The 24,002-nt window shown below is 65.2% G+C and carries 22 protein-coding genes; 11 read left to right on the top strand and 11 right to left on the bottom strand.

Going from position 1 to position 24,002, the window contains the following annotated elements; translation table 11 throughout:
• Window positions 1-47: 47 nt before the first annotated feature.
• The 3 genes from U8330_RS08010 to U8330_RS08000 form a co-directional block, all read right to left on the bottom strand.
• Window positions 48-1,853 (bottom strand): methyl-accepting chemotaxis protein, encoded by a 1,806-nt coding sequence (locus U8330_RS08010; protein ID WP_323104661.1) that lies wholly within the window; start codon window positions 1,851-1,853, stop codon window positions 48-50.
• Between the two features lie 163 nt (window positions 1,854-2,016).
• Entirely contained in the window at window positions 2,017-3,186 is a 1,170-nt protein-coding gene (locus tag U8330_RS08005; RefSeq protein WP_323104659.1) for a DUF1501 domain-containing protein, read from the bottom strand.
• Between the two features lie 82 nt (window positions 3,187-3,268).
• The gene (locus U8330_RS08000; protein WP_323104658.1) at window positions 3,269-4,903 is read right to left on the bottom strand and encodes a DUF1800 domain-containing protein; all 1,635 of its coding nucleotides are present in this window, start codon (window positions 4,901-4,903) and stop codon (window positions 3,269-3,271) included.
• A gap of 152 nt (window positions 4,904-5,055) precedes the next feature.
• On the opposite strand from U8330_RS08000, the gene uvrB reads away from it, so the two are divergent.
• Both uvrB and U8330_RS07990 read left to right on the top strand, forming a co-directional pair.
• Window positions 5,056-8,022, top strand: coding sequence for an excinuclease ABC subunit UvrB (gene uvrB / locus U8330_RS07995; RefSeq protein WP_323104656.1), 2,967 nt, complete (start codon window positions 5,056-5,058; stop codon window positions 8,020-8,022).
• 357 nt (window positions 8,023-8,379) lie between these two features.
• Window positions 8,380-8,793, top strand: a complete 414-nt coding sequence (locus tag U8330_RS07990; RefSeq protein ID WP_323104654.1) for a hypothetical protein — start codon at window positions 8,380-8,382, stop codon at window positions 8,791-8,793.
• 78 nt (window positions 8,794-8,871) lie between these two features.
• Here the strand turns inward: U8330_RS07990 and U8330_RS07985 are convergent, their stop codons facing one another.
• Window positions 8,872-9,717: a calcium-binding protein gene (locus tag U8330_RS07985; protein ID WP_323104652.1), complete on the bottom strand. Its 846-nt coding sequence runs from the start codon at window positions 9,715-9,717 to the stop codon at window positions 8,872-8,874.
• Between the two features lie 208 nt (window positions 9,718-9,925).
• On the opposite strand from U8330_RS07985, the gene U8330_RS07980 reads away from it, so the two are divergent.
• Complete coding sequence (locus U8330_RS07980; protein ID WP_323104650.1) at window positions 9,926-10,474, top strand: nuclear transport factor 2 family protein; 549 nt, start codon at window positions 9,926-9,928, stop codon at window positions 10,472-10,474.
• A 171-nt stretch (window positions 10,475-10,645) separates the two neighbouring features.
• On the opposite strand, the gene U8330_RS07975 is transcribed toward U8330_RS07980, so the two are convergent.
• Window positions 10,646-11,332, bottom strand: coding sequence for a J domain-containing protein (locus U8330_RS07975; RefSeq protein ID WP_416236911.1), 687 nt, complete (start codon window positions 11,330-11,332; stop codon window positions 10,646-10,648).
• Window positions 11,333-11,939: 607 nt separating this feature from the next.
• On the opposite strand from U8330_RS07975, the gene U8330_RS07970 reads away from it, so the two are divergent.
• Entirely contained in the window at window positions 11,940-12,152 is a 213-nt protein-coding gene (locus U8330_RS07970) for a cold-shock protein (RefSeq protein ID WP_323104649.1), read from the top strand.
• 169 nt (window positions 12,153-12,321) lie between these two features.
• Here U8330_RS07970 and dusA read toward each other — a convergent pair whose 3' ends face one another.
• On the bottom strand, window positions 12,322-13,422 hold the full coding sequence (dusA, locus tag U8330_RS07965) for a tRNA dihydrouridine(20/20a) synthase DusA (protein ID WP_416236910.1): 1,101 nt from the start codon (window positions 13,420-13,422) through the stop codon (window positions 12,322-12,324).
• A gap of 378 nt (window positions 13,423-13,800) precedes the next feature.
• Here dusA and U8330_RS07960 point away from each other — a divergent pair, with 378 nt between their 5' ends.
• On the top strand, window positions 13,801-14,766 hold the full coding sequence (locus U8330_RS07960) for an acyltransferase (protein ID WP_323104646.1): 966 nt from the start codon (window positions 13,801-13,803) through the stop codon (window positions 14,764-14,766).
• 217 nt (window positions 14,767-14,983) lie between these two features.
• Complete coding sequence (locus tag U8330_RS07955; RefSeq protein WP_323104645.1) at window positions 14,984-15,817, top strand: hypothetical protein; 834 nt, start codon at window positions 14,984-14,986, stop codon at window positions 15,815-15,817.
• A 105-nt stretch (window positions 15,818-15,922) separates the two neighbouring features.
• Here U8330_RS07955 and U8330_RS07950 read toward each other — a convergent pair whose 3' ends face one another.
• Entirely contained in the window at window positions 15,923-16,876 is a 954-nt protein-coding gene (locus U8330_RS07950) for a dienelactone hydrolase (protein WP_323104643.1), read from the bottom strand.
• 92 nt (window positions 16,877-16,968) lie between these two features.
• Here U8330_RS07950 and U8330_RS07945 point away from each other — a divergent pair, with 92 nt between their 5' ends.
• A complete protein-coding gene (locus U8330_RS07945) occupies window positions 16,969-17,862 on the top strand; it encodes an AraC family transcriptional regulator (RefSeq protein ID WP_323104642.1) in 894 nt (297 codons plus the stop codon).
• 60 nt (window positions 17,863-17,922) lie between these two features.
• Here U8330_RS07945 and U8330_RS07940 read toward each other — a convergent pair whose 3' ends face one another.
• Window positions 17,923-18,165, bottom strand: coding sequence for a DUF982 domain-containing protein (locus tag U8330_RS07940; RefSeq protein ID WP_323104641.1), 243 nt, complete (start codon window positions 18,163-18,165; stop codon window positions 17,923-17,925).
• Between the two features lie 881 nt (window positions 18,166-19,046).
• Between U8330_RS07940 and U8330_RS07935 the strand changes: the two genes are divergently transcribed.
• From U8330_RS07935 to U8330_RS07925, 3 genes are all read left to right on the top strand, one after another.
• A complete protein-coding gene (locus tag U8330_RS07935; protein WP_323104640.1) occupies window positions 19,047-19,250 on the top strand; it encodes a hypothetical protein in 204 nt (67 codons plus the stop codon).
• Window positions 19,251-19,465: 215 nt separating this feature from the next.
• Entirely contained in the window at window positions 19,466-20,152 is a 687-nt protein-coding gene (locus U8330_RS07930) for a fumarylacetoacetate hydrolase family protein (protein WP_323104639.1), read from the top strand.
• A 14-nt stretch (window positions 20,153-20,166) separates the two neighbouring features.
• Entirely contained in the window at window positions 20,167-20,697 is a 531-nt protein-coding gene (locus U8330_RS07925) for a gamma carbonic anhydrase family protein (protein ID WP_323104637.1), read from the top strand.
• A gap of 23 nt (window positions 20,698-20,720) precedes the next feature.
• Here the strand turns inward: U8330_RS07925 and U8330_RS07920 are convergent, their stop codons facing one another.
• From U8330_RS07920 to U8330_RS07910, 3 genes are read right to left on the bottom strand one after another with little or no spacing between them, the layout of a single operon-like run.
• Window positions 20,721-21,119, bottom strand: a complete 399-nt coding sequence (locus U8330_RS07920; RefSeq protein WP_323104636.1) for a Fur family transcriptional regulator — start codon at window positions 21,117-21,119, stop codon at window positions 20,721-20,723.
• A complete protein-coding gene (gene znuB, locus U8330_RS07915) occupies window positions 21,119-21,949 on the bottom strand; it encodes a zinc ABC transporter permease subunit ZnuB (protein WP_323104635.1) in 831 nt (276 codons plus the stop codon). The genes U8330_RS07920 and znuB overlap by 1 nt, the downstream gene beginning before the upstream one ends.
• Window positions 21,942-22,859: an ATP-binding cassette domain-containing protein gene (locus U8330_RS07910; RefSeq protein WP_323104634.1), complete on the bottom strand. Its 918-nt coding sequence runs from the start codon at window positions 22,857-22,859 to the stop codon at window positions 21,942-21,944. The genes znuB and U8330_RS07910 overlap by 8 nt, the downstream gene beginning before the upstream one ends.
• A 127-nt stretch (window positions 22,860-22,986) precedes the next feature.
• On the opposite strand from U8330_RS07910, the gene znuA reads away from it, so the two are divergent.
• Entirely contained in the window at window positions 22,987-23,952 is a 966-nt protein-coding gene (znuA, locus tag U8330_RS07905) for a zinc ABC transporter substrate-binding protein ZnuA (RefSeq protein ID WP_416236831.1), read from the top strand.
• The last annotated feature ends 50 nt before the right edge of the window (window positions 23,953-24,002 follow it).

Here is a 24,002-nt window from a genome sequence, read left to right as displayed (position 1 = left end):
CGCAGCGGGATCCTGCATTGGTGCAGGCATCCCCCGCGGCCCGTTTCTCAGGCGGCACGCGCGTGACCGCCGTTCCGTTCGAGGCGGAATGTGCGGAGAAGCCGACGCAGCTCTTCGCTCTCCCTTGCCAGCGTCTGGCTCGCAGCACTCGTCTCTTCCACCATGGCAGCATTCTGCTGGGTCATCTGGTCCATGGAATTGACGGCCTGGTTGACCTCCTGCAGGCTGGTCGCCTGTTCCTGCGCAGCCTGGGCGATGGAGGCGACGTGGTCGTTGACGGCGTTAACCAGATTCTCGATCTCCGACAGCGCGTCCCCGGTCGACCGGACGAGGGCGACGCCCGCCTCCACCTCGCTGCTTGAGCCGCGGATGAGATCCTTGATCTCCTTGGCCGCTTGTGCCGATCTCTGCGCCAGCTCACGCACCTCCTGCGCGACGACGGCGAAACCGCGCCCGGCCTCGCCGGCCCGCGCCGCCTCGACACCGGCATTCAGTGCCAAGAGATTGGTCTGGAACGCGATCTCGTCGATCACGCCGATGATCCGGCCGATCTGGGACGACGAATTTTCGATCCGGCCCATTGCCGCCACGGCGTTGCGGACGATGTCGCCCGAACGGGCAGCGCTGGCCTTGGTGGCCGCCACCATGTCGCGCGCCTCGCGGGCCCGCTCGGAGGCCGTCAACACCGTTGTCGTGATCTCGTTCAGGGCTGCAGCCGTTTCCTCCAGCGCCGCTGCCTGCTGCTCGGTGCGCCGCGAAAGATTGGAGGCCGCTTCCGAAATGCCGCCGGCACTGTCGAAGACGATGTCGGTCGAGCCGTTAATGGCGCCGATCACGTGGCGCAAGGCGGCAAGTGCCGTGTTGAAGTCGGTCCGCAACTTGGCATAGTCGCTGGCGATCGTGCCGATCTCCGGTGTCAGATCGCCAGACGAGAGCGCCTCCAGGGCCGTGCCAAGGGTGGCGATCGACCGTGCCTGCCGATCGGCCTGCTCCCGCAGCTGCGCGGCTGCTGCATCCCGCTGATTGTCGATCTCGGCCTGGCGCTCCTGCTCGCGCTGGCGCAGCGTCACACGATCCTCGACGCTGTCACGCAACAGGCTGAGCGCCTCCGCCATCTGGCCGATTTCGTCCCCCCGGCCGGTTTCGGGCACCGGCTCGGAAAGATCTTCTCGGGCGATGGCCCGCATCGCGCCCTTGAGCCGAACGAGCGGGCGCACGACGCTGCGGACCACCAGCAGCGCGGCCGAGAGGGTGAGCGCGGAGGCCGCTGCGCAGACGATCCCGAGCTGGATCAGCCCTGCGCGAAACAACGCGTCCAGGTCATCCGCATAGACCCCGGTCCCGACGATCCAGTCCCAGGGCTTGAACCCGATGACGTGCGACAGTTTCAGCACCGGTTCTTCGACGCCGGGCTTCGGCCAGTAATAATCGACGAAGCCCTGCCCCTGCGCCTTCACCGTCGCGGTAAATTCCTTGAAGATGGCCTTGCCGGTCTTGTCTTGCAGGCCGGAAAGATCCTTGCCGACCAGTTCGGGTTTCAGCGGATGCATCAGCATCCGCGCCTGCATGTCGCTGATGAAGAAATAGCCCGCATCCTGGTAGCGCATGGCACGGACCGCCTCCATAGCTCCCGCCTGCGCGGCTTCCCGGGTAAGGACACCCTTCTGCTCAAGGTCGAAGTATTTCTGGAAAATCCCGACAGCGGCCTCGTCCATCGCCGACAGCATCGCCTTGCGTTCCTGCACCAGTCGAGCATGGGATTGCAGAAGCGAGAGGGTCATGGCTGCGACCAGTGCCAGGATTACAAAGGTAACGAGCGCGTAGAGCCGCGCAGAGATCGAGAGTCTTCTCATATCCTGTCCTCCAGTAAAATCAGAGGATAGGAATGGAAAGATTTAGAATATCCTAATTCAACGCCCGATCGTCTGTGTGGAACCAAGATGAAAGGATCGGCGCCGACGTCGATGGCACAGATGATCGGCCTTGGTTGCTTTGTGAACGCACTCTTCGCCTATCTTACAGGTAAGCGGAGGCCATGCTGTAGTCGAGGCCGGGGAAGATGGCGTTGGTCAGCGTCGAGGGCGCGACGTCGAACTGGCGGTGCAGCATGGCGGCGGCAAGCGCCCGCACGTCGCCGGTCGGCATCAGGTCCCGGCCGTCGAGCAGCGCATCCTCGCTCAGGCCAGGCCAGCGACCGAGAATGCGGCCGCCGCGCAGGGCGCCGCCTGCCAGCAGCGCCAGGCCGCCCGTTCCATGGTCGGTACCGCCCGAACCGTTTTCGCGCACCGTGCGTCCGAACTCGGTCATCGCCACCACCACGGTCTTCGACCAGGCGGCAGGGCCCATGGTCTGTTTTAGCATGATTAGCGCCTCGGCCAGATCCCGGGCCGGCTTGGCGAAAGCGGTCGCCTGGCGCAGATGCGTGTCCCAGCCGACGATCGAGAAACTGGCGATGCGATAGTCGCGCGCCAGCAGCCCGCCCGCAAGCCGCGCCGTTTCCACGACGCTGCGCTCGCCCGGCCCCTGACCCCGAATTTCGTCGGCCGAACTGTCGGTCGTTTCCGCCTCCTTCAAGGCCGCGGCAAACAGCGGATCGCCGGCATAGAGCGCCGTGAAGAAGGCAAGTTCGTCCGCCCCGACGGCGAGATCGGTTTTCGGCGCCCAGACATCGACCGGCTGTGCGCCGGAGAGGATCAGGTCGGAGGTGGTGTTGACGTCGATGGCGCGAATCGCGGCCGAGCGCGGAAGGACCGAAAGCACCCGGTTCAGCCAGCCATCCTTGAGCGCGCCCACACCGTTTTCGCCCGTCTCCAGCACGTCCTGCCCATCGAAATGGCTGCGGCTGTTGCGATAGGGGGTGGAGACGGCGTGGACGAAGGACAGCTCACCCGCCTGCCAGAGCGGCAGCAGCGCCTTAGCATCCGGATGCAGGCCGAAATGGCCGTCGAGATCGATCAGCCCTGTCTCGGGCGTCAGCGCGATCGTCGGGCGGTAGGCCGCAAAGCCCTTGTCGCCATAAGGCTGCACCATGCCGAGCCCGTCCATCGCCCCGCGCAGGACGATCGTCACCAGGCGGTTTTCGCCCGGCATGGCCGCGAAACTGACGGGCGTGACGAGCGGCACCGCCGCGGCACAGCAGGCCGTGGCGAGGAAGGCGCGCCGGGTTGGCATGAAGGGACCTGTCATTGTGCTCTCCGTGTTCGGCCTTGCCGCGGCTGCTTCCAGCCTTTGCCCTGATCGGGCCCTGCCCTGCCTGTCGACCGGGCCGTCATCGGCGGTTGAATTCGGGGGATGCAAGCGCCAGCGTCAGACCCACCTGGCGACGCGGCGCGCGCGAGACGGTGCGGATCGTGTCATCGCGGGCCGCCTCCCCCAGCGCATCCTTGAGCAAGGCCGTGGGATCCTCGTCGCCGCCGAAGCTGGCGCCGAGCCGCCGCGCCCAGGCGATCCGGCCGGTCAAGGCGCCGCCGCCAATCCAGGCGCTTTCGGTGTCCGGCCAGCCGGCCGGGCTCGGCGGCTGCCAGATCGGCTGGCCCAGCGCGGCAATGGTCTGCACCGCATCGCGCGAGAGGCTCTTGCGCCGAGCGGCCAGCGTCTCGAGCCGTTCGTCGAGCAGCGCGTCCAGCCGGTCGCCGGGTTTTCCGAGCGTGCGGATAAGGGCGGCCGCCCCGTTCGTCATCATGGCCTCGCCGCCCGGCTCCTTGGCGTCTGCTCCGTCCTGCATCGCGCTCATCGTCTGGCGGCCGGCAGCGCCGGACTGTTTGGCTGCCTCCTCGGTCTCGGCCGCCAGCATGGCTGCCCGCTCGGGCGCGGCCTTACGGGCCGAGGGGCGCGGTGCATCGAGAGTCGCCTGGTCGATATCGAGCGCCCGCAGGCTGGAGGCGACATAGTCGAAGGGCGGCTTGATCTTGCCGAGCGTCACGTCCTGCCCGTCCTTGTGGGTTACGAGCACGCGGTAGACGGCCATGAGATCGCCATCGCTCCTTCGCCAGGCCTGCGTCATCGCGCTGACCAGGGCGGCCGGCGGCTGGTCGGCGATGAAATGCGCGGCGAGCTTGCGGCAGAGATGCGCGGCGGTCTGCGGCCGTGCCGCGAGGTCTGCAAGCAGATGCTCGACATCACGCTCGCTGCGCAGGCTGCCGCCATAGGTCGTGCCGAGGACAGGATGGGCGCCGGGCTCCGCCCGCTGGCGGAGAAAGGCCCAGTCGGTGCGCTGCGCATTCGGCACGAGGCCGGTCAGAACCCGGGCGGCACTCGTCACGTCCGTCTGGCTGTAGCCCGAGCCGGCGCCCATGGTGTGGAGCTCAATCAGCTCGCGGGCGAGGTTCTCGTTCAGGCCCCGCTTCTGCTTCTTCCCCACCGGCGAATTCGGGCCGAAGGAGGCTTGCTGGTCGAGATAGAGCAGCATGGCCGGATGGCGGACGGCAGCGGAGAGCAGATCGGCGAAACGGCCGGTGAGATGGGGCCGGATCGCGTCGCGCTCCTGCATCGGCACCAATTGCCGCAGATCGCCGGACTTGCCGATATTGGTGGAGAAATGGTCGACCCAGAAGGCGGCGAGCCGCTCGTGGAAGCCGTGCGGCGAGAGAACGGCATTGGACAGCCGGTCCTGGCGCTCGGCAAGCAGCATCAGCTGCACATCCCTGCCCTGGGCCTTGATGAGCGGAACGCGCTCTTCCGGCGGCAGAGGCTTGGCATGCGCGGCGACCGCCCGGTTGCGGGCGCGCATGGCCAGGAAGAGCTGCCGCCGGCGGGCGAGCGGCAGAGCGGTGAAGGGCAGATCGGCGCGTTTCGGCGCGGCCGCCTGGGCCAGCAGAGCCTCCGCATCGGCCGGCGGCGCTTCGCCGGGCCGCAGGCCGTAGCCGAAGCGGATGGCGGCGAGTGTGGGAAAGGAAAGGCTCATGCGGGGCTCCATCCTCGGATGATGCCGACCTAGGCCCGGAAGCAGGCGAGATTCGGGCAGATCAGGATCCGCTCACATGGGAGGCGAAGAAAGTGGGCGGCCTTCCGCCGACGACCCTTTTCTTCCCGCGCATCCGGCGCCATATTGCGAACATGGCCAGAACATCGAAAAGCAAAACGCCCTCGACCGGCTTCGAGGAAGCTCCGCAATCCGACTTCGAGGGGGCGCCATTGAGCGGATCCGTCGCCGACTGGGTGAAGCAGCTGGAAGCGGAGGCGGAATCGGGCGCGATGGAAAGCCGCCGCGAGGTCGCCTCCAAGGCAGGCCGCCACCGCAAGCAGGTAGAGATCGCCGCGCAGAAGCAGAGAGCGAGGGCGGAGGACACGATCAGCGCCTCCAAATCGGCGCGCGGCACCTCGATGGGCGGCTCGACCGACCCGAAGACCCGCGCGGCCGCCGGGCTGAACCCGGTGGCCGGCATGACGGTGGATCTGGAGAACGCCTCGGCGCTCGCCCCCGGCGCGGTGACCGCGACGGTGGATGCGCTGGCCAAGCTAATCGAATCCGGCAATCCGCTGTTCAAGGACGGCAAGCTCTGGACGCCGCACCGCCCGCCCCGCCCCGACAAGTCGGAGGGCGGCATTCCGCTGAAGATGGTGACCGAATACAAGCCCTCCGGCGACCAGCCGACGGCGATCAAGGATCTCGTCGAGGGTTTGAGCTCCGGCGAGCGGAACCAGGTGCTACTCGGCGTCACCGGCTCGGGCAAGACCTTCACCATGGCGCAGGTCATCAACGAGACGCAGCGCCCCGCCGTCATCCTCGCGCCCAACAAGACGCTGGCGGCGCAGCTCTATGCGGAGTTCAAGAACTTCTTCCCCGACAATGCGGTGGAATATTTCGTTTCCTACTACGACTACTACCAGCCGGAAGCCTATGTGCCGCGCTCCGACACCTATATCGAGAAGGAAAGCTCGATCAACGAGCAGATCGACCGCATGCGCCATTCGGCGACGCGCTCGCTGCTCGAACGCGACGACGTGGTGATCGTCGCCTCGGTCTCCTGCATCTATGGTATCGGTTCGGTCGAAACCTATACGGCCATGGCTTTCCAGATGACGGTCGGCGACCGGCTGGACCAGCGCCAGCTTCTGGCCGACCTGGTTGCCCAGCAATACAAGCGCCGCGAGATGGACTTCCAGCGCGGCTCCTTCCGCGTGCGCGGCGATACGATCGAGCTTTTCCCCGCCCACTTGGAAGATGCCGCCTGGCGCATCACCATGTTCGGCGACGAGATCGAATCGATCACCGAATTCGACCCGCTGACCGGGCACAAGACCGGCGACCTGAAATCGGTGAAGATCTATGCCAACAGCCACTATGTCACCCCGCGCCCGACGCTGAACGCCGCGATCAAATCGATCAAGGACGAGCTGAAGCTGCGCCTCGCCGAGCTGGAAAAGGCTGGGCGGCTCCTGGAGGCGCAGCGGCTGGAGCAGCGCACGCGCTACGACATCGAGATGCTGGAGGCGACCGGCTCCTGCCAGGGCATCGAGAACTATTCCCGCTATCTGACCGGCCGCCGCCCCGGCGAGCCGCCGCCGACGCTCTTCGAATATATTCCCGACAATGCGCTGATCTTCATCGACGAGAGCCATGTGACGATCCCGCAGATCGGCGGCATGTATCGTGGCGACTTCCGCCGCAAGGCGACGCTGGCCGAATATGGCTTCCGCCTGCCCTCCTGCATGGACAACCGCCCGCTTCGCTTCGAGGAATGGGACGCCATGCGCCCGGATACGATCGCCGTTTCGGCGACGCCCGGCGCCTGGGAGCTCGAACAATCGGGCGGCGTCTTCGCCGAACAGGTGATCCGCCCGACCGGGCTGATCGACCCGCCGGTCGAAGTCCGCTCGGCCAAGACGCAGGTGGACGACGTGCTCGGCGAGATCCGCGAGACGAGCGCCAAGGGATACCGCACGCTCTGCACCGTGCTGACCAAGCGCATGGCCGAGGATCTGACCGAATATCTGCACGAACAGAACATCCGCGTGCGCTACATGCATTCCGACATCGACACGCTGGAGCGCATCGAGATCATCCGCGATCTGCGCCTCGGCGCCTTCGACGTGCTGGTCGGCATCAACCTGCTGCGCGAGGGCCTCGACATTCCCGAATGCGGTTTCGTCGCCATTCTCGACGCCGACAAGGAAGGCTTTCTGCGCTCGGAAACGTCCCTTGTTCAGACCATCGGGCGTGCGGCGCGAAACGTGGACGGCAAGGTCATCCTCTATGCCGACCAGATCACCGGCTCCATGCAGCGCGCCATGGACGAGACGGCGCGCCGGCGGGAGAAGCAGATGGCCTACAATGCCGAGCACGGCATCACGCCGGAATCGGTGAAGGCGAAGATCTCCGACATTCTCGACTCCGTCTACGAGCGCGACCATGTTCGCGCCGATATTGCCGGCGCTTCCGGCAAGGGTTTTGCCACCGGCGGCCATATGGTCGGCAACAATCTCGCCGCCCATCTGGAAGCGCTGGAAAAGCAGATGCGCAACGCCGCCGCCGACCTCGACTTCGAAACCGCCGCGCGCCTGCGCGACGAGATCAAGCGCCTCAAGGCCGCCGAACTCGCGGTCATGGACGACCCGATGGCCAAGCAAGAGGCGCGGAGTGCCGAAGGCACGACGGGGAAGCAGGGAAGTGCGGCGAGAAGTACCGAAGGCGCGACGGGCAAGCCCGCCGGCAACGGCAAGGGCGGCAAGCCCGCCAGCCTGCAGGCGCCGAACGAGGCCAACAGCCTCTTTGCCAAACCGGACCTCGACAATATGGGCCCCGGCACGGACACCGAACGGCCGCTGTTCCGCAAGAATACGCTGGACGAAATGACCGTCGGCCGCACGGAGAAGCCCAAGCCCGGCGCCCTGCCCGACAAGCCCGACGCCGCCAAGGCCACCAAGCGCTTCTCCCCGCTGATGGAAGGCCAACCCGAACGCACCGACGACCCGCGGCCGCTGGTGCGCGGCAAAGTGGGCGCCGGCAGCTATGAGGATGCGGGTGACGTCAAGCGGCAGAAGGGCCGGACGAAGGGCAAGACGGGGCGGCCGGGGCGGTAGAGAAGGGCTCGGACGTCCCACCTGCTTTGCCCTCCAGCGCGGCCATCCTCACCCCGAATTTTCAGTCAGAGCCCGCACGCGTGCCGGCTGCCGAACCTTGCCGAATTCCCTTCGCGCCAAGGCCCGGCTTTTGCGCGCGAGCAAATGCTCGCAGAGGACAGCGACGCAGCGCGCCAGGCGAATTTTTCCGCAGATACAATGGCAATCTTGTCAATCATGCATTCCTAAAATATATTTTTAACCACCCTCTGGCATTGTAGTCTCGTTCCCGTACACCCGCCCTGCATGAAGCAGGCGCGCCCCCGCGCCCAGCCACGATGAAGCGTGGGGCAAGCGCCTGACCCTATGGAGTGTATCGTGATTGCATCGGTTCAATCTCAAGGGCTGATCGCCCTGACGCTGCTACAGAATACCGGCAACAGCGGCAGTGCCGCCCCAGTGGCATCCGTCGCGCCTATGCAGAGTGTCTCGGCAGTGCCATCGAACAGTTCGACCCAGGCACAGGCGGCTGCAGGCAAGCTTGCCTTGGACAAGGCCGGACAGAATGAACCATCGCCGTTTCCTTACTGCCAGCCCCTCGGCTTCGACTTCTCCTTTGACGATGTTTGGGCGCCGCCTCCAATCGGAGAGGGAGGCCGCGTGCTGAGTGAGGCTGAAGCAAAGGAGGAAATCGCAAGGTATAATGCACTATCAAAGAGAACCGGCTTCCCCGAACTCAATGAGGAATTCGCCGCAAGCCTCATGAAAAGTTATATGACGGTAGGAATCTGATTGCCAAGAGCGCTAGAGAGCAGCAATTGATGTAAACACACAAAGAGAGTGCCTCCCTCACTGGGAGGCACTCCATTCTCACGCCCAGAGAAAATCACTCGAATCAATTGAGTTCGCACTCACACCGCTAACAATGACATAAGTTGTACCACCGTTGATTTCAAGCAAAGCAGACCCGTTGTGATTATAGAGGTTCACCGAAGATACATTTGCACCCATTACGAATTTATCGGATCCATCGACATAGTCCGTTACAGTGTCTACGCCGTTTCCAGATCCAAATATAAATTGGTCTGCACCTGCTCCTCCAGTCAACGTATCATTAGCAACCCCACCGGTTAGTTGATCAGCACCCAGTCCGCCTATAAGCGTATCGTTTCCACCCCTGCCGAAGAGCTGATCCGTGCCATCTCCCCCATCAATTGTGTCCCCGTAGCTAGATCCGGTCATTTGATCGTTTCCAGCATACCCCCACATCTTTATTCCAGACCAGGTTGATGTCAGGCTATTGTAAACTGCCTCTCCTGTCATGTAGTCATTCGTCGCCGTTCCCTTAAAACCGGCGATGTTTATTAGTGTCACGCCTGTCAAATCCAGCGAGCCAGCGGTAGCGATATAAACCGGCTTGTAATCGTTGTTGACGATACCTTCAATTGACGACATCGACCCTATACCGATGTCGACATAGCTGAACGCTGCAGAGACATTTGACACCGCTATAATGTCCGTTCCACTGCCGCCATCGTAGTAATCCACACCGGCTGATGAGTTCAAAACGAATACGTCGTCCCCGTTGCCACCGTACATGCTGTCGTTGCCAAAACCACCGATAATGGTATCATTCCCGTCATACCCATAAATGAGGTCGGGACCTGTGGTGCCCTGCAGCACGTCATTTCCGGAAGTACCGTTAAACACAGCCATTTCGAACCCCTTTTTGATGAGAGAACCTTGCCGAGCAACCAGGACGGCTCGGCAATTCAAGGTTTCACACCAAAAGAGCGAATGTTTCAAGATCTTCTTTATTACTAAAACTAGTGATTGACGGCAGTCTGCCGGCTCAACTTTCACTTTCGGAACCATCCCCACCCCCACCCGTTTGCCCCTGACTCAAACACTCAGGAGCACCCCCATGCCCGCCCTTGCCGATCCTTTCATCGCCGCCCTCGCCCGCCTCGAGTCCGACCGTGATCTCGATGGTCTCGTCGCCCTCTTTGCCGAAAACGCCACGGTGGAAAATCCGATGGTGGCGCATGGGGAGGGGGCGGAAGGGGCTCGGGTGTTCTGGGGGAATTATCGGGAGGCGTTCGACGAGATTCGCTCCGATTTCCTGGCCGTGACCGAGAGCGACGGCGTCGCCTTTCTCGAATGGCGCAGCGAAGGCAGCCGGGCGGGAGAAAAGGTGCGCTATGGCGGCGTCAGCGTGCTGGAGGGCAAGGATGGCAAGATCACCGCCTTCCGCACCTATTTCGATCCCCGCCGCATCCCCTCCGCCACCGCCTCGGGCGGCGAAGGCACCGGGCGCACCGGCGACGCGGGGGCAGCATCCTCGGCGGGCAGCGCGAGCGGCCTGCAACCGAGCGGCGTGCCGTCCGGCGGCCAGAGCGATGCCTCGCCGGACGCGATGGAGGATGCGCAGCGCGACGCCGCCGAGCAGCGCGCCGCCGGCGGCTGTAACTAAGCCGCCTTTCGCCCCTCCCCGCCCCGGCGCGACACGCTGCCCTCTCGCAGTGAAACGTGGAGCCTGTGCGCGGGAGCGGATCGGGCGCGAGGGTTTGGCGGGCCGCATTGCCCGCCTCTTCTTATAGCGAGATCAAGCGGCCCTTCGGGGCCGTTTTCCTGTTCAGCGGGGTTATTCGGCCGCTTCGTCGCGCGGGTCGTCCTGCGGGCCCTCGCCGGCAAAGCGGCGGTCATCGGCGTCAAGGGCCACGGGCGGCGCCTCTTCGGGCAGCGCGGGGGCGCGGTCCGGCGGGGCGGCCTGCGGCTCCAGGTCGTAGCGATAGCCGTCGAGCATGGCATAGGCCTGCTCGATCGCCTCGACCTGCGCATCGGCCGCGCGGATCGCCTCGGCGATCGACTGGCTGCGGGCGCGCAGCATGGAGCCGAGAACATCGGCCCCATGGCGGCGCGCCAGCCGGTCCATATGCTGGCGGATGCGCGTGCGGTGGCGCTCCAGCTCCAGAATATGGAAGCGGCTCTTCACCAGATCGTCGGACAGGCGCCGGCGCATGGCGGCGACGGGATCGAAGCTGCCGGGCTCACGCTCGTCCAGCAGCACCTCGTTGACCAGCGTCTCGATCATCAACAGACCCTTTAGGTCGCGCGGATCGGCGAGCTGCGGGTCATAGCCGGTGTCGTCATAGAGCTTGCGGCGAACGGGGTCGCGCAGGAGATCATGGGCGGCCTGCAGGCGGCCGAAGGCCTCCACATCGCCGCCCTGGTCGGGATGCGCGGTCTTGGCGGCCTGCCGCCAGGCGGATTTGATCGCCTGGTCGTCGGCTTCGGGCGTCAGTCCGAGCAGTTCGTAAGGGTCGATCACGCGGCCTTCATCCTCTGCATGGTGGTTCGGCGCTCCGGCGAGCGAGGTGACGCGGCAGGGGTCCGGCTCGCGCATCGCCTCTCCGCCGCTTCGTACCTGCCCCGCCCTCCGGCTTCAACCCTTCTCCGCATTGGCTCGTTGCGGCACAGGCGCGGCGCGTCGACCAGCCTGCGGCCTTTCCGCGTCGAAAATGTGAACGGAGCCCAAACCATGGCGGTGCGTCGGGGCTTTTCCCCCATCTCCGTCCCCTTGCAAAGCGATGTCTTTCCTGTCAGAAAGCTGACGTCCGGGCGGTTTCCCGGAGATTGGACTGACGGTTTCAAAGCCGGTCCGGACACGCCCGGCGCGCCCGCCCGGCAGTGCCCTGCCCGGCGCCAATGCGCCCGCCCGTTTCGGCTTGCCGAATGTGCGGCGCGGACATTCCGACCCAAGGCGCTGCGGAAGCGCCCGCCCCGGATGTCCATGGCCTTCCATGGTCTTCCTCCCTACGCGACACCCAGACTGGCGGCGTATCGGCGTGAGGGCCGGTGTTCCGCCCCTCGCCATCAGCATCCCCGTCGCCGGGGTTGCCGTCAGACTATCAGGGACAAGTAAAGGACAGATCCCAATGGCCACCAAGGGCACCGTTAAGTTCTTCAACCAGGAAAAGGGCTTTGGCTTCATCACGCCGGATGGCGGCGCCAAGGACGTTTTCGTTCACATCTCCGCCCTTCAGGCAGCCGGGATCGCCACGCTCAAGGATGGCCAGCAGGTCACCTTCGACACCGAGCCGGACCGCATGGGCAAGGGCCCGAAGGCCGTCAACGTCTCGCTCGCCTAAGAGCTTCGCCTTTCGCCCTGGCTCGTTCGCGAGCCGGGGCCCCCGCCGGCCTCCCCGGCAAGAGCCGCCGCGAGAGAGTCCGGCCGTTGTTCCGGGCCACGCGCTCGCCCGGCCCCTCCCCCATCGAATCCTGATCCGGCCCGGCTGCGCCCGGCTTGCGCCATAATCGCTAGACGGCTTCCGGCAGCCGCGCGGCCTCGCTCTGCAGCACCTCGGCAAAGGCACGGTGGATGATGTCCGGCCCGGCGTCCCTGGCTGTCGCCTCGGCCGAGAGGATCTGGCGAAACCGCCGCGCCCCGGCCCAGCCCTGAAACAGCCCGACCATATGGCGCGTCACATGCACCAGCCGGCCGCCTTCGGCGATATGCCGGGCGGAATGGGCGGCCATCGCATCGCGCACCTCTTCCCAGAAGGCGGGATCGCGGCGGTGGCCGGCCTCGGTGAAGCCACCGGCCGGCGCCGTCTCCGGCGGAGCACCCGTCAACGGATGCGGCAGGCGGGCATCGACACCGCTGAGCAGCGAACTGTCATGGTAGGCGGCACGCCCCACCATCGCGCCATCCACCCGCTCCAGCGCGGCCTGCGCCGCATCGAGCGTGGTCAGGCCGCCGTTGAGGCCGATGAACAGGTCCGGGTTCTCCGCCTTCAGCCGCGTGACGAGATCGTAATCGAGCGGCGGGATCTCGCGGTTTTCCTTGGGCGAAAGCCCCTGCAGCCAGGCCTTGCGGGCATGGACCCAGAGCGCATCGACACCGGCCGCGCGGACCTTCTCGGTCAGAGCGCGCAGCGCCAGCTCCGGATGCTGGTCGTCGACACCGATCCGGCATTTGACCGTGACGGGAATCGACACCGCCGCCTTCATCGCCGCCACGCAGTCCGCCACCAGATCGGGCGTCTTCATCAGGCAGGCGCCGAAGGTGCCGGACTGGACCCGGTCGGACGGGCAGCCGACATTGAGGTTGATCTCGCCATAGCCGAACCCCTCGCCGATCCGCGCCGCCTCGGCAAGCTTGGCCGGATCATTGCCGCCGAGCTGCAGCACCACCGGCGTCTCGCAGGCCTCGCGCCGCAACAGCCGCTCCCGCTGCCCCCGCAACACCGCCTCCGCCACGATCATCTCGGTATAAAGCACCGCATGCCGCGAAAGCTGCCGCGCCAGGAAGCGATAATGCCGATCCGTCCAGTCGATCATCGGTGCGATGGCGAAGACCGGGGGTCGGAGACTGCCGGAAACTGGCACTGACGATTGCTCGCATTCGCTTGGGATCATGGTCATTCGATCTGTCTGCCGTTTGATAAGGGGCGCGCGGCCTTCTGCGGCTGACAGCCGAAGGACGGGCCGGCTGCGCCAGGAGGCAATTGCGCGCGGTGCTTCACCGCGCCGACGCTGTCGCGCTCTCCTTAGCGGAGTTCGGCGGGAAGCGAAACAGGGGGATGATCGACCCCTGCGTCACCAAAGGACCGCCGCTCGGACCACAGCCCTGGCGCGGGCCCTTTTCGATCTGGCTTCGCCGCTGCTGCCGGAAAGGCTTGCGCCCTTTCAGTCGAACACTCTAATAGTCACCGGCTGAGGAGGGGGTGCGCATCGACGCTCCCGCTGGTCAGCCGATCAGCCGGAAGCCGGCATGTCGGACGAAGGAGATGCAGGATGTCGGAGGAAAGACTGGCGGGGATCGATGCGCTGCGGGTCGTTGCCTTCGTCTTCGTCGTGGCGCTTCATGCGGACCGGACCGCCCTGCCGGAGGCGGTCGTCATCGCGCTCGAAACCATCCCGCGCTTCGGCGTCCCCTACTTCTTTCTCGTTGCCGGATACTTCCTCAAGGTCGAGGAGACGACGCTGCCGGCGCTGCTCTCCCGCCTCGTCACGCGGCTGGTGCCAATCTATCTGTTCTGGGTCCTCGTCTATCTTGGCGTTCACAAGTTGCTCATCGGTGACTTCGGCATCAGCAAATTGGGTGCGCTGCTGATTGATGGCGGGCCGGGCTATCATCTGTGGTTCCTCCCGGCGTTCGGAATTTCCATTCTCACCGTCTTCCTCCTCGCCCGCCGGTTCGGTGACCAGGTGATGCTCGCCTCCTGCCTGCTGCTCTTCATCGTCGGCCTTTATTTCATCGAACTTCTTGCCCCCTTCGGCCCCGCGCTCCCTTGGAAGCTGTTTCGCAACGGCCCTTTCTTCGGTGCGATCTTTGTTGCTCTCGGTTTTTTGATCAGGAAACGCCGGTGGCGACCGCGGCCTCCGGCGGCGCTGCTTCTTCTGCTGGCCGAGCTCGGCGTCTCGCTCGGCGAGCGGTTCGTGCTGTCCTCCGCCGGGCTGATCGCACCGACCGAATCGATCAATGACACCCTCGGTACGCTTGCCTATGGCGCAGGTGCCTTCTCCCTCGCCGTGTCGCTCCCAAGCGGCGGGGCGTCTTTGCGCGCGCTGGCGGAGATCGGCCGCTACACGCTCGGCTTCTACTGCATCCATCTCGTCTTCCTCTGGCTGGTGCAGGCCATGCTCGGCCCGCCCTCGGGAACAACCCTCCTCATCGCGATCTCGACGACCTCGGCCCTGTCCATCGCGGCCACGCTCGTCCTTTCGCATGTGCCGGGCCTCGCGCGCTTCATCCGCTGATCTGCCGATGCGCGTTCCTGTGGCACCACAAGGCGTGCCGCTCCCGAGGCATGTGTTTCGGTTCGGCACAGAACCGACGACGATCCCGTGATTGATAACCATTCCTTTCCGCTGTTTGTGCAAAGGCGACGAACGCAGAGTTGAAACGGCGAACCAAAAACAGGGCCTCTGATTGATTTCGCAGCAGAAATTCTCTGCTGACGAAGACATGGAGGACATGATGAACACGCGTATCGCTACTTACACACTGGCAGCTCTGATCTCGTCGGTGCTTCTGTTGCCGGCAGCAGCGGATGCCCGGGACCGCGGGCAGTCTCGCGGCCTGGGCGTGTCGCTCGGCGGCAGCAACGGCATCAGCGTCGGCGTCGGCCGTTCGAGCCGCGGCTCGGGCCTTGGAGTCGGCGCCTCGGTCGGCGGCAGCAAGGGTGTCAATGTCGGAGCCGATGTTTCGAGCAAGCCTTCGTCCGGGCTGAGTGCCGGCGTAGGCGCCAGCATCGGCGGCAGCAAGGGCGTGAACACCCGTGCCGGCACGAGCCTCGGCGGCAAGAGCGGCGTGCGCGCCGGCCTCTCCGCCGATGTCGGCGGGAAGGATGGCGTTTCGACCAGGGTCGGCGCCGCGGTTGGCGGGACGTCCGGACTCACGACGGGCGTCGGCGCTTCGGTCGGCGGCAGCAAGGGCGTGACCGGCGGCCTCTCCGCCAGCATCGGCGGCTCGAAGGGCATCGATGCCGGCGTCGGGCTGGGGATCGGCGGCGGCGGGACCGGTGTCAGTGTGGATGTCGGCATCGGCGGCTCCGACACGGGCGGCACCTCTACCCGACCGGACAAGCCCGGCAGGCCGGACAAGCCCGGCACGCCGAGCGTCGGCGATACCGGCGGCAATTTCAAGCCGCCGCGCGCGATCCGGGAGGTCGCGGCACTCGATGCCTTCGACAGCATGTCGCAGTCGGAGCGCCAGCAGCTTCTCAAGACCTGCCGAAACGTCTCGTCCGGCGGCTACGATGCTTCACTCGTCAAGCTCTGCCGGCTGCTGCAAATGGCCAGCCGTTGAGTCGACACCGCAAGCCTCCTACCCCGTTTCCGACGGGGTAGGTCCCGAGCCCGCATGGGCTCTTCGCATGGTCGATCGGCTAGGCCGTGCGCGGATGGCCTCCCGTCACGCGGCGGACCTTTCCTCCACCGTGCCGAGAGCGGGAGCCTTCGCCCGCAAAGCGTCACGGGCGGCGGACCAGGCGGATGGATCGAGGCGGAGCTCGGTCTGCAGCCAGGCCAGCGTCATCCGCTTCGTCGCCTCCAGCATGTCCGGCGATTCGGTTTCGGTCTCCTTGGCATCGAGGCCGGCAATCCCACCCAGTCCGTGGCCCGCCCCCGTGAGCATGAGCAGCGCCGAGGAGCCCGCCGCATCGCGATAGGGATCGACATGCCAGTCCGGCCCCCGGGTGGTGAAGTGCGAGGCATCCTCCGACCCGCAGACGACCAGGCTGGGCGCGGCGATTCCACCGAAATCGAGATCGAAGAAGGGGAAACGCGCCGCGCTCTCCGGCAGAAGATCCGCCCCGCCACGCCCGGGCGCGGCCAGCAGGACACCGGCCGTAATCCGCGGATCGCGAAATGTTTCGCCGTCGAGGGTGGCACCGAGCAGGAGGCTGACGGTGTGGCCACCGAAGGAGTGACCGGCCGCGGCAATGCGGGCGGGATCGAGCCGCCCTTCAAGGCCCGGCGCCTGATGCGCGACATCCTGCAACCGATCCAGGATCAACCGAAGCTCCGCCACGCGCTCGCGCCAGAAGAATGGCGCACCCGGCTTGTCCAACGGCAATCCGCCGACGCGGGAGCTGGCATGGGTTGGCTGGATGACGGCAAAGCCGCGCTCGGCCCAGAACTGGGCCAGCGGCGCATAGCCATCCTTGGAGGGAAGGTAGAAGGACGGACCATAGCCATGCGACAGCAGGATGATGGGCAGGCGCTCCCCTTCCGCCGGCGCGGTCAGCCGCAGTTCGAGCGGCGGCAGCCCGTCCCGGTCAAGCCGCAGGGGGGAATAGGAAAGGGTCAGGCGTGGCGCGGGGCTTGGAAGGGCGGCGGCGGCTTCGATCAATCGGTTGGTGGTCATGGTGTTTCTCCTGTTCGACAGGCAGAAGAATGGACGACGCACGCCGGATGATCTATGAGGAGAAATCCCGATCTCTTTCGCGAGAGTCCAGAATGCGCGATCCGCTTGCCGATATCATCGCCCTGTTGAAGCCGCAGCCCAGCATTGCCAAGCTGGTCACGGCCGGAGGGCGCTGGCTGGTGGAGCGGCGGGATCTCGGCAGTCCCTTCTACTGCGCGATGGTCGAGGGACGCTGCCGCATCATCATCGACGGACAGGCACCCCGCCTGCTCTCGGCCGGCGATTTTCTGCTGGTGCCGGACATCCACAGCTTCACCATGACGAGCCTCGACCCACCTCCTCCGGGCACCCTGCCGCAACGGCTGGAGACCAGCCCTGGCGTTTTTCGCCTGGGCGCGCCGCAGGCGGAGCCGGATGTGACCGCGATGGTCGGCCACTGCATCTTCGCGGCGGATGACCGCGCATTGCTGGTCTCATTGCTGCCGGGCATCATCCATCTTGGCGGCGACGAGCGCCTCATGGCCGTCGTGCGGCTGATCCATGACGAGACGGTCCGCGACGAACCGGCGCGCGACATGATCCTCGGCCGGCTGCTCGACGTGCTGCTCCTGGGCGCGTTGCGGAATGGGAGTGACCCTTCGGCGGCGCCGGGCTTGATCCGGGGCCTGTCCGATCCTCGTCTGGCGCCGGCACTTCGGCTCATCCATGCCGATCCGGCAGCATCCCTTGGCATCGATAAGCTTGCCGACGCGGCTTCCCTGTCACGCTCCGCCTTCTTCGAGCGTTTTCGCCGACAGCTGGGGCTCGCGCCGATGGATTATGTGATGCAGTGGCGCATGGCGCTTGCCAAGGACATGCTGCGTCGACGCGCTGCGCCCGTGGCCGAGATTGCCGCGCGAACGGGCTATGGATCGGCGAGCGCCTTCTCGGTCGCTTTCGCTCGTCATGTCGGCACCAGCCCCGGCGCCTTCGCGCAACGAGGCTGAACGGACCGGCAGGGATCGACTTGCGTGTCGAGCCTCACCCGCTCCGCGATCGTCGGATCATCAATGCGCGTGGAGCTTGGCCTCGTGGGCGGCGAGGAGGAAGAGGTTGCGCGCATCCTCGACCGGCTTGCGACCATCGATCGCCGCGCGGCAGATGCTGCGCGCTGCCACATAGCGCGGACCCCGCGCGTCCGGCCAGGCCTCGGACAGGCAGGCCAGAGCTTCCGAAGGTCCGCTGACGACGCGGATCTCCTGCGCTCCGGCTGCAACCGACACGGGCTCAACCCATTTGATCGATGTCATGACAAACCTCCCAAAAAACACGTCACACACGCCCGTCGAAACGGCGATTGATAACGCGGGAGCATCCGCTCCGGTTCCTCGCAACTGTGGCTGCAGTGAAGCAAGAGATGCGAGGAAAGGCAAGGGTAGCAATGGCTAACAAAGAGAAAAAGCCTGCCGCGGGGAGGAGGCGCGGCAGGCTCTGAATGACCAAAGGCAGGGAGGAGAGTGCCTTCGATCCAGGATCGCCTGGGAGGAGGAAAGCGATCCGATGCGAAAACACTAATATTGCATTGCAAAACTTACAAGTGGTTTTTTTGCGGATGCGAGATCGTTACCAAAGGCGTCGCTGACGGCGCTTTGGCTGAAGTGCATAGCCGGCCAGGAATGCCAGCGCAGCGCAAGACAGAAGAAGCACGCCCGTGCCGGCGGGACGATCGACGGCACTGGCTGCTACGGCCCCTGCTTCACGGCGAATCGCCTGTCCCGCAGAACGGGCGCGGACCGTCAGGCTATCAGGATCCTCGAGTGCTCCAGTAAATCCGGTCTTGAGTTCTGCCATATCACTGTCTCCCTTGGCTCTCGACATAACGTTGACAAGCCCTCTTCGTTCCGCAGCGCAGTAGAACGTGCCATGAAGGAACAGATTTCCTTTCGCACTGCGAAATCATCCCGCGAATTTTCGCCTCTACTGGCCGAAAAGCCGGTCCTTGCGAATATTCTGCTAGGAGCGACGCAGACCGTATGGCATCCTGATGATGAGGTGCCTCACAAAAACCGCCATCGCAGATCCTACTGCGATCTCGCGAATCGGCGGTCACCGTCCGCAGCACTTCGCTCAAGCATGGCATACGGATGAGGAAATCTTGCAAAGGCCCGTTTAGAGGCCGAGGGAGAGAGAGATGGTCGAAGAGAATCTGTATCGCATCGTGGAAGTGAGCGTAAAGCGTGGCGCCGATCGGCGCGATGTCGGCATCATGACGGTGCGCCAGGCCCTGGCGCTTCCGGAAGTTCCGAGCCTCGAATACAGCCATCCGGACGGCAACTCCCGCAAGGGAACACCGCTCCTGACCCGCGACCAGCTCCAGGCTTACGCCTGCGGTTGAAGCACTTTCCCGCGCGCGGCCGCTCAGTCACCGCCGCGCGCCTGAAGCTTCCGACCGAACTTTGCCGCCGCTCACCGCCTTTCGCGCCGTCATTGCCCGCTGATGTCTTCCTCGCGGCTTGGGCGTGCACGCTCTGCATTTTTCTCAACACCGGCGTTCCAGCGTCGTGCCGCGGCTGATAGGGTCGGTGCTTTCGATCCGACAGCGAGCCATCCATGCCAAGCCTTTTTCCCCCTGCCCCCATCGTCATGCTGCCAGTGTCGGGGAGCGACGACATGTTTCCGGTTCGCCGGGTCTATTGCGTCGGGCGCAACTATGCGGCGCATGCCATCGAGATGGGCGGCGATCCGGACCGCGAGGCGCCCTTCTTCTTCCAGAAGAATCCGGACAATCTGACACTGACGGATGGCATCTTTCCCTATCCCTCTCAGTCGTCCGACGTGCATCACGAGGTCGAGCTGGTCGTTGCGCTGCATCGGGGCGGCCGGGACATTGCGGTCGATACCGCGCTCGATCATGTGTTCGGCTATGCGGTCGGCATCGATTTCACCCGCCGGGACCGGCAGGCCGAAGCCAAAGCTGCCGGTCGCCCCTGGGAGGTGGCCAAGGCCTTCGAACAGTCCGGCCCGCTCTCCCCGCTCGTTCCCGCCAGCAGGATCGGTCATCCGACGGAAGGACGCATCTGGCTGTCGGTCAATGACACGCCGCGCCAGGACGGCAATGTGAACCAGATGAGCTGGAAGGTGCCGGAAATCATCGCCGAGCTGTCGCGCCTGTTCACACTCGCGCCGGGCGATGTCATCTTCACCGGCACGCCGTCCGGCGTCGGGCCCGTGGAGCGCGGAGATCGCGTGACCTGCGGCGTCGAGGGCGTTGCGGCACTTGCCGTGAGCGTTCGCTAGAGGATCGTTTTCCGATGCCGCTTTATGCTCTTGGCGCCTTGGCGCCGACCCTCCCCCAAGCCGAGCGGTTCTGGATCGCGCCGGACGCGCATGTGATCGGCGATGTCATGCTCGGCGAGGATGTCGGCATCTGGTTCGGCGCGGTTCTTCGCGGCGACCAGGAGCCGATCCGCGTCGGCGCGCGCAGCAACATCCAGGAGGGCGCGGTGGTGCATGTCGATGCCGGGTTCCCCGCCACGATCGGAGAGGGCTGCACCATCGGACACCGCGCCATCGTCCATGGTGCCACGATCGGCGACAACAGCTTGATCGGCATGGGCGCCACCGTGCTCAATGGCGCGGTGATCGGGCAGAATAGTCTGGTCGGCGCCAATGCGCTGGTGACCGAAGGCAAGGTGTTTCCCGACAACGCGCTGATCGTCGGCAGCCCGGCGCGCATGGTGCGCCTGCTCGACGAAACGGCGATCGCCGGCCTGCGGCGCTCGGCGGAAAGCTATGTGCGCAACTGGCAGCGCTTCGCGACCGAGCTTCGATTGCTCGGTTGATCCGGCCCGGCCGACGCCGGCGCTCAGACCGTGCAGTTCTCGCAGTGGCCGCGCATTTCGATCGTCGTCTTCTCGGTCTTGAAATGGCGGATGGCGGCCAGCGTTGCCAGGCGTTCCTCCACCGCATGGTCATGGATTTCGGCAACCTGCCCGCAATCCTCGCAGATGGTGAAGGCGATGACGCTGGCCGCATGGGCGCCATGGTCGTGCCCATGTTCGTGGCGGCAGGCCACGAAGGCGTTGAGGCTTTCCAGGCGATGCACCTGGCCGCGCTCCACCAGCTTGTCCAGCGCACGATAGACCTGCAGCGGCGCCCGGAAGCCGTGGTCGCGCAGCTTGTCGAGAATGGTATAGGCGCTGAGTGGAGCCTCGGCTGCGGTCAGTGTTTCCAGCACCAGAGCCTGGTTCTTGGTCATGGCCATCAGTGGTCTCCTCCCTGCACGGCATGAAACTCGCCCGCCCCGCGCCGCCGCCCGAGAGGCAAGAGGCTGAGGACGAAGATCAGAACAGCGGCCACGACGATGGACGGGCCAGACGGGGTGTCATAGCGCATCGAGCCGAACAGGCCGCCGACAACGGCGATCGCGCCGATCAGCGAAGCGAGGACCGCCATGATTTCCGGCGAAGCGGAAAAGCGCCGCGCGGTTGCGGCAGGGATGATCAGCAGCGAGGTGATGAGCAGGATGCCGACGATCTTCATGGCAATGGCGATGACGAGCGCCATCAGCAGCATGAAGAACAGTCGCGCCCGCTCCGGACGCAAGCCTTCGGCCTCCGCCAGCTCGGCGTTGACCGTGGAGGCGAGCAGCGGTCGCCAGAGATAGATGATCGCCATGACGACCAGAATGCCGCCGCCCCAGATCAGGTCGATATCGGCCTCGCTGACCGCCAGGATATCGCCGAACAGGAAGCCGATGAGGTCGATGCGCACCCAGGTCATGAAGGCGACGATGACCAGCCCGACCGACAGCGCCGAGTGGGACAGAATGCCGAGCAGCGCATCGGTCGACAGCGTGCCGCGCCGCTGCAGGATCAGGAGAAGCAGGGAGACGACGCTTGCAACGATGAAGACGCTCAAGGTCAGATTGACCTGCAGCAGCAGCGACAGGGCGACGCCCAAGAGCGCCGAATGGGCCATCGTGTCGCCGAAATAGGCCATGCGACGCCAGACGACGAAGCAGCCGAGCGGACCGACCGTGAGCGCCAGGCCGATGCCGGCGATAAGCGCGCGGGTGAAGAAGTCGTCAAGCACGGTCGTGCTCCCTGCGGTCCAGCCTGTTCAGCCGGGGATGGTGATGGCCGCAGCCGCAGCCCGCATCATGGACGTGCGCATCGGTCTCGTGGGGATCGTGGTGGTGGCCGTCGTCCGGGTGGCAATGGTCGGTCACGCTTCCATCGGCATGGCGCACCCGTCCATCCGGCAGATGGGTATGGTCGTGCTGGTGGTGGTAGAGCGCCAGCGTATCGGCCGCGCGCGCGCCGAACAGACGGCGATATTCCGGGCTCTGGCTGACATCCTGCGGCGTGCCGCGGCAGCAGACATGGCCGTTCAGGCAGATCACCGTATCGGTCTCTGCCATGACCACGTGCAGATCATGGGAGATCAGCAAGATGCCGCAGCCCGTGCGGTCTCGCAGTGTCTTGATCAGGTCGTACAGTGCGATCTCGCCCGAGAAGTCGACGCCCTGGACCGGCTCGTCCAGCACGAGCAGATCGGGCCGCCGTGCGATCGCCCGGGCAAGCAGCGCACGCTGGAACTCGCCGCCGGACAGATGCCGCACTTCGGCCTTCAGCAAGTGCGCAATTCCGGTGGCCTCCACGGCCTCGCGCAGTGCCGGGCGGCTCAAGGGGGCGGTCAGCGTCATCAGGCGCTCGACCGTCAGCGGCAGGGTCCAGTCGATCGCAAGCTTCTGCGGCACGTAACCGACCGTCAGGCCCGCCCGCCGCTCGACACGGCCTTCGTCCGGCGCCAGAACGCCGATGGCGGTCTTGGCCGTGGTCGACTTGCCGGAGCCGTTCGGGCCGATCAGGGTGACGATCTCGCCGGGGCGAACGGAAAAATCGACGCCGCGCACGAGCCAGCGCCCGCCGCGGCGCACGCCTGCTTCCCGCAGGCTGACGAGCGGCGCGGAAACGGTGGAACGGCTTGGGTCGTGCAGCATGGCAATTCTTTCTGCGCTCTGTTGCCAAGGGCTATGGCACACGTTATAGCATTACGCAATTAATGTAATAACATAACCATGACATTGCCAGGTCTTGTCCCGCGCTTTGTCGTGAAAGGACATGGCCATGCGCACTTCGCTTCTCCGCTTCGTCCCCGCCACTCTTCTTTGCGGATGCGCTTTCAGCGCCCATGCGGAGGTGCCCAAGGTCGTCGTGTCGATCAAGCCGATCCATTCGATCGTCGCTTCGATCATGGACGGCGTAGGCGAGCCGGCATTGATCGTTGATGGCAGCGCCTCGCCCCATACCTATGCCATGAAGCCCTCAAACGCCGCTGCGCTCGAGCAGGCGGGGATCGTGTTCTGGATGGGCCATGGCATGGAGCACTTTCTGGAGAAGCCGCTCGAATCGCTCGGCACCGGTGCCACCATCGTCGCCCTGGAAGAGGCCCCCGGCATCGAAAAGCTCGCCGCCCGGGAAGGCGGTCCCTTCGAACCGCATGAGGATGGCGACGAGCACGAAGCCGAGGCCGACCACGCACATGCAGACGAAGCAGCGCATGAGCATGGCGAGTTCGACATGCATGCCTGGCTCGACCCGACCAATGCCAAGGCCATGGCGGCGGAGATTTCGAAGACGCTGTCGAAGGCGGATCCCGACCATGCCGCCGCCTACAGCGCCAATCTCGCATCCTTCGAGGCCAAGCTGGACGCCATGGACAAGGCCATTGTGGCCACACTCGCACCGGTGAAGGACCGGCCCTTCATCGTCTTCCACGACGCCTACCAGTATTTCGAGCATCATTACGGGGTGCGCGTGGCCGGCTCGATCACCGTCAATCCGGAAAGCATGCCGGGCGCCAAGCGCTTGAGCGACATCCAGGCCAAGATCAAGACGCTCGGCGCCACCTGCGTCTTCGCCGAACCGCAATTCGAGCCGAAGCTGATCCGCGTGGTGACGGAGGGAACCGAGGCGAAATCCGGCACGCTGGATCCGGAAGCCGGAACGCTGCAAGCTGGCCCCAGCCTCTATTTCCAGATGATGCAGGACATCGCCGACTCGCTGCGAACCTGCCTCGCCGCGGAGGGCTGATCACGCTGCCCGCCTCGCGCAAGGCCGCGCTGCTAGGGCTCGGGCAAAGC

This window comes from Rhizobium sp. CC-YZS058 (assembly GCF_034720595.1).
Lineage (GTDB): Bacteria > Pseudomonadota > Alphaproteobacteria > Rhizobiales > Rhizobiaceae > Ferranicluibacter.
This window is presented reverse-complemented; position numbering and strand designations above follow the sequence as displayed.

Bases quoted from the DNA above. Each gene is read 5' to 3' on its own strand.
- U8330_RS08010 (WP_323104661.1), bottom strand. From the start codon at position 1,853: ATGAGAAGACTCTCGATCTCTGCGCGGCTCTACGCGCTCGTTACCTTT.
- U8330_RS08005 (WP_323104659.1), bottom strand. From the start codon at position 3,186: ATGACAGGTCCCTTCATGCCAACCCGGCGCGCCTTCCTCGCCACGGCC.
- U8330_RS08000 (WP_323104658.1), bottom strand. From the start codon at position 4,903: ATGAGCCTTTCCTTTCCCACACTCGCCGCCATCCGCTTCGGCTACGGC.
- uvrB (WP_323104656.1), top strand. From the start codon at position 5,056: ATGGCCAGAACATCGAAAAGCAAAACGCCCTCGACCGGCTTCGAGGAA.
- U8330_RS07985 (WP_323104652.1), bottom strand. From the start codon at position 9,717: ATGGCTGTGTTTAACGGTACTTCCGGAAATGACGTGCTGCAGGGCACC.
- U8330_RS07980 (WP_323104650.1), top strand. From the start codon at position 9,926: ATGCCCGCCCTTGCCGATCCTTTCATCGCCGCCCTCGCCCGCCTCGAG.
- U8330_RS07970 (WP_323104649.1), top strand. From the start codon at position 11,940: ATGGCCACCAAGGGCACCGTTAAGTTCTTCAACCAGGAAAAGGGCTTT.
- dusA (WP_416236910.1), bottom strand. From the start codon at position 13,422: ATGATCCCAAGCGAATGCGAGCAATCGTCAGTGCCAGTTTCCGGCAGT.
- U8330_RS07960 (WP_323104646.1), top strand. From the start codon at position 13,801: ATGTCGGAGGAAAGACTGGCGGGGATCGATGCGCTGCGGGTCGTTGCC.
- U8330_RS07955 (WP_323104645.1), top strand. From the start codon at position 14,984: ATGATGAACACGCGTATCGCTACTTACACACTGGCAGCTCTGATCTCG.
- U8330_RS07950 (WP_323104643.1), bottom strand. From the start codon at position 16,876: ATGACCACCAACCGATTGATCGAAGCCGCCGCCGCCCTTCCAAGCCCC.
- U8330_RS07945 (WP_323104642.1), top strand. From the start codon at position 16,969: ATGCGCGATCCGCTTGCCGATATCATCGCCCTGTTGAAGCCGCAGCCC.
- U8330_RS07940 (WP_323104641.1), bottom strand. From the start codon at position 18,165: ATGACATCGATCAAATGGGTTGAGCCCGTGTCGGTTGCAGCCGGAGCG.
- U8330_RS07935 (WP_323104640.1), top strand. From the start codon at position 19,047: ATGGTCGAAGAGAATCTGTATCGCATCGTGGAAGTGAGCGTAAAGCGT.
- U8330_RS07930 (WP_323104639.1), top strand. From the start codon at position 19,466: ATGCCAAGCCTTTTTCCCCCTGCCCCCATCGTCATGCTGCCAGTGTCG.
- U8330_RS07925 (WP_323104637.1), top strand. From the start codon at position 20,167: ATGCCGCTTTATGCTCTTGGCGCCTTGGCGCCGACCCTCCCCCAAGCC.
- U8330_RS07920 (WP_323104636.1), bottom strand. From the start codon at position 21,119: ATGGCCATGACCAAGAACCAGGCTCTGGTGCTGGAAACACTGACCGCA.
- U8330_RS07910 (WP_323104634.1), bottom strand. From the start codon at position 22,859: ATGCTGCACGACCCAAGCCGTTCCACCGTTTCCGCGCCGCTCGTCAGC.
- znuA (WP_416236831.1), top strand. From the start codon at position 22,987: ATGCGCACTTCGCTTCTCCGCTTCGTCCCCGCCACTCTTCTTTGCGGA.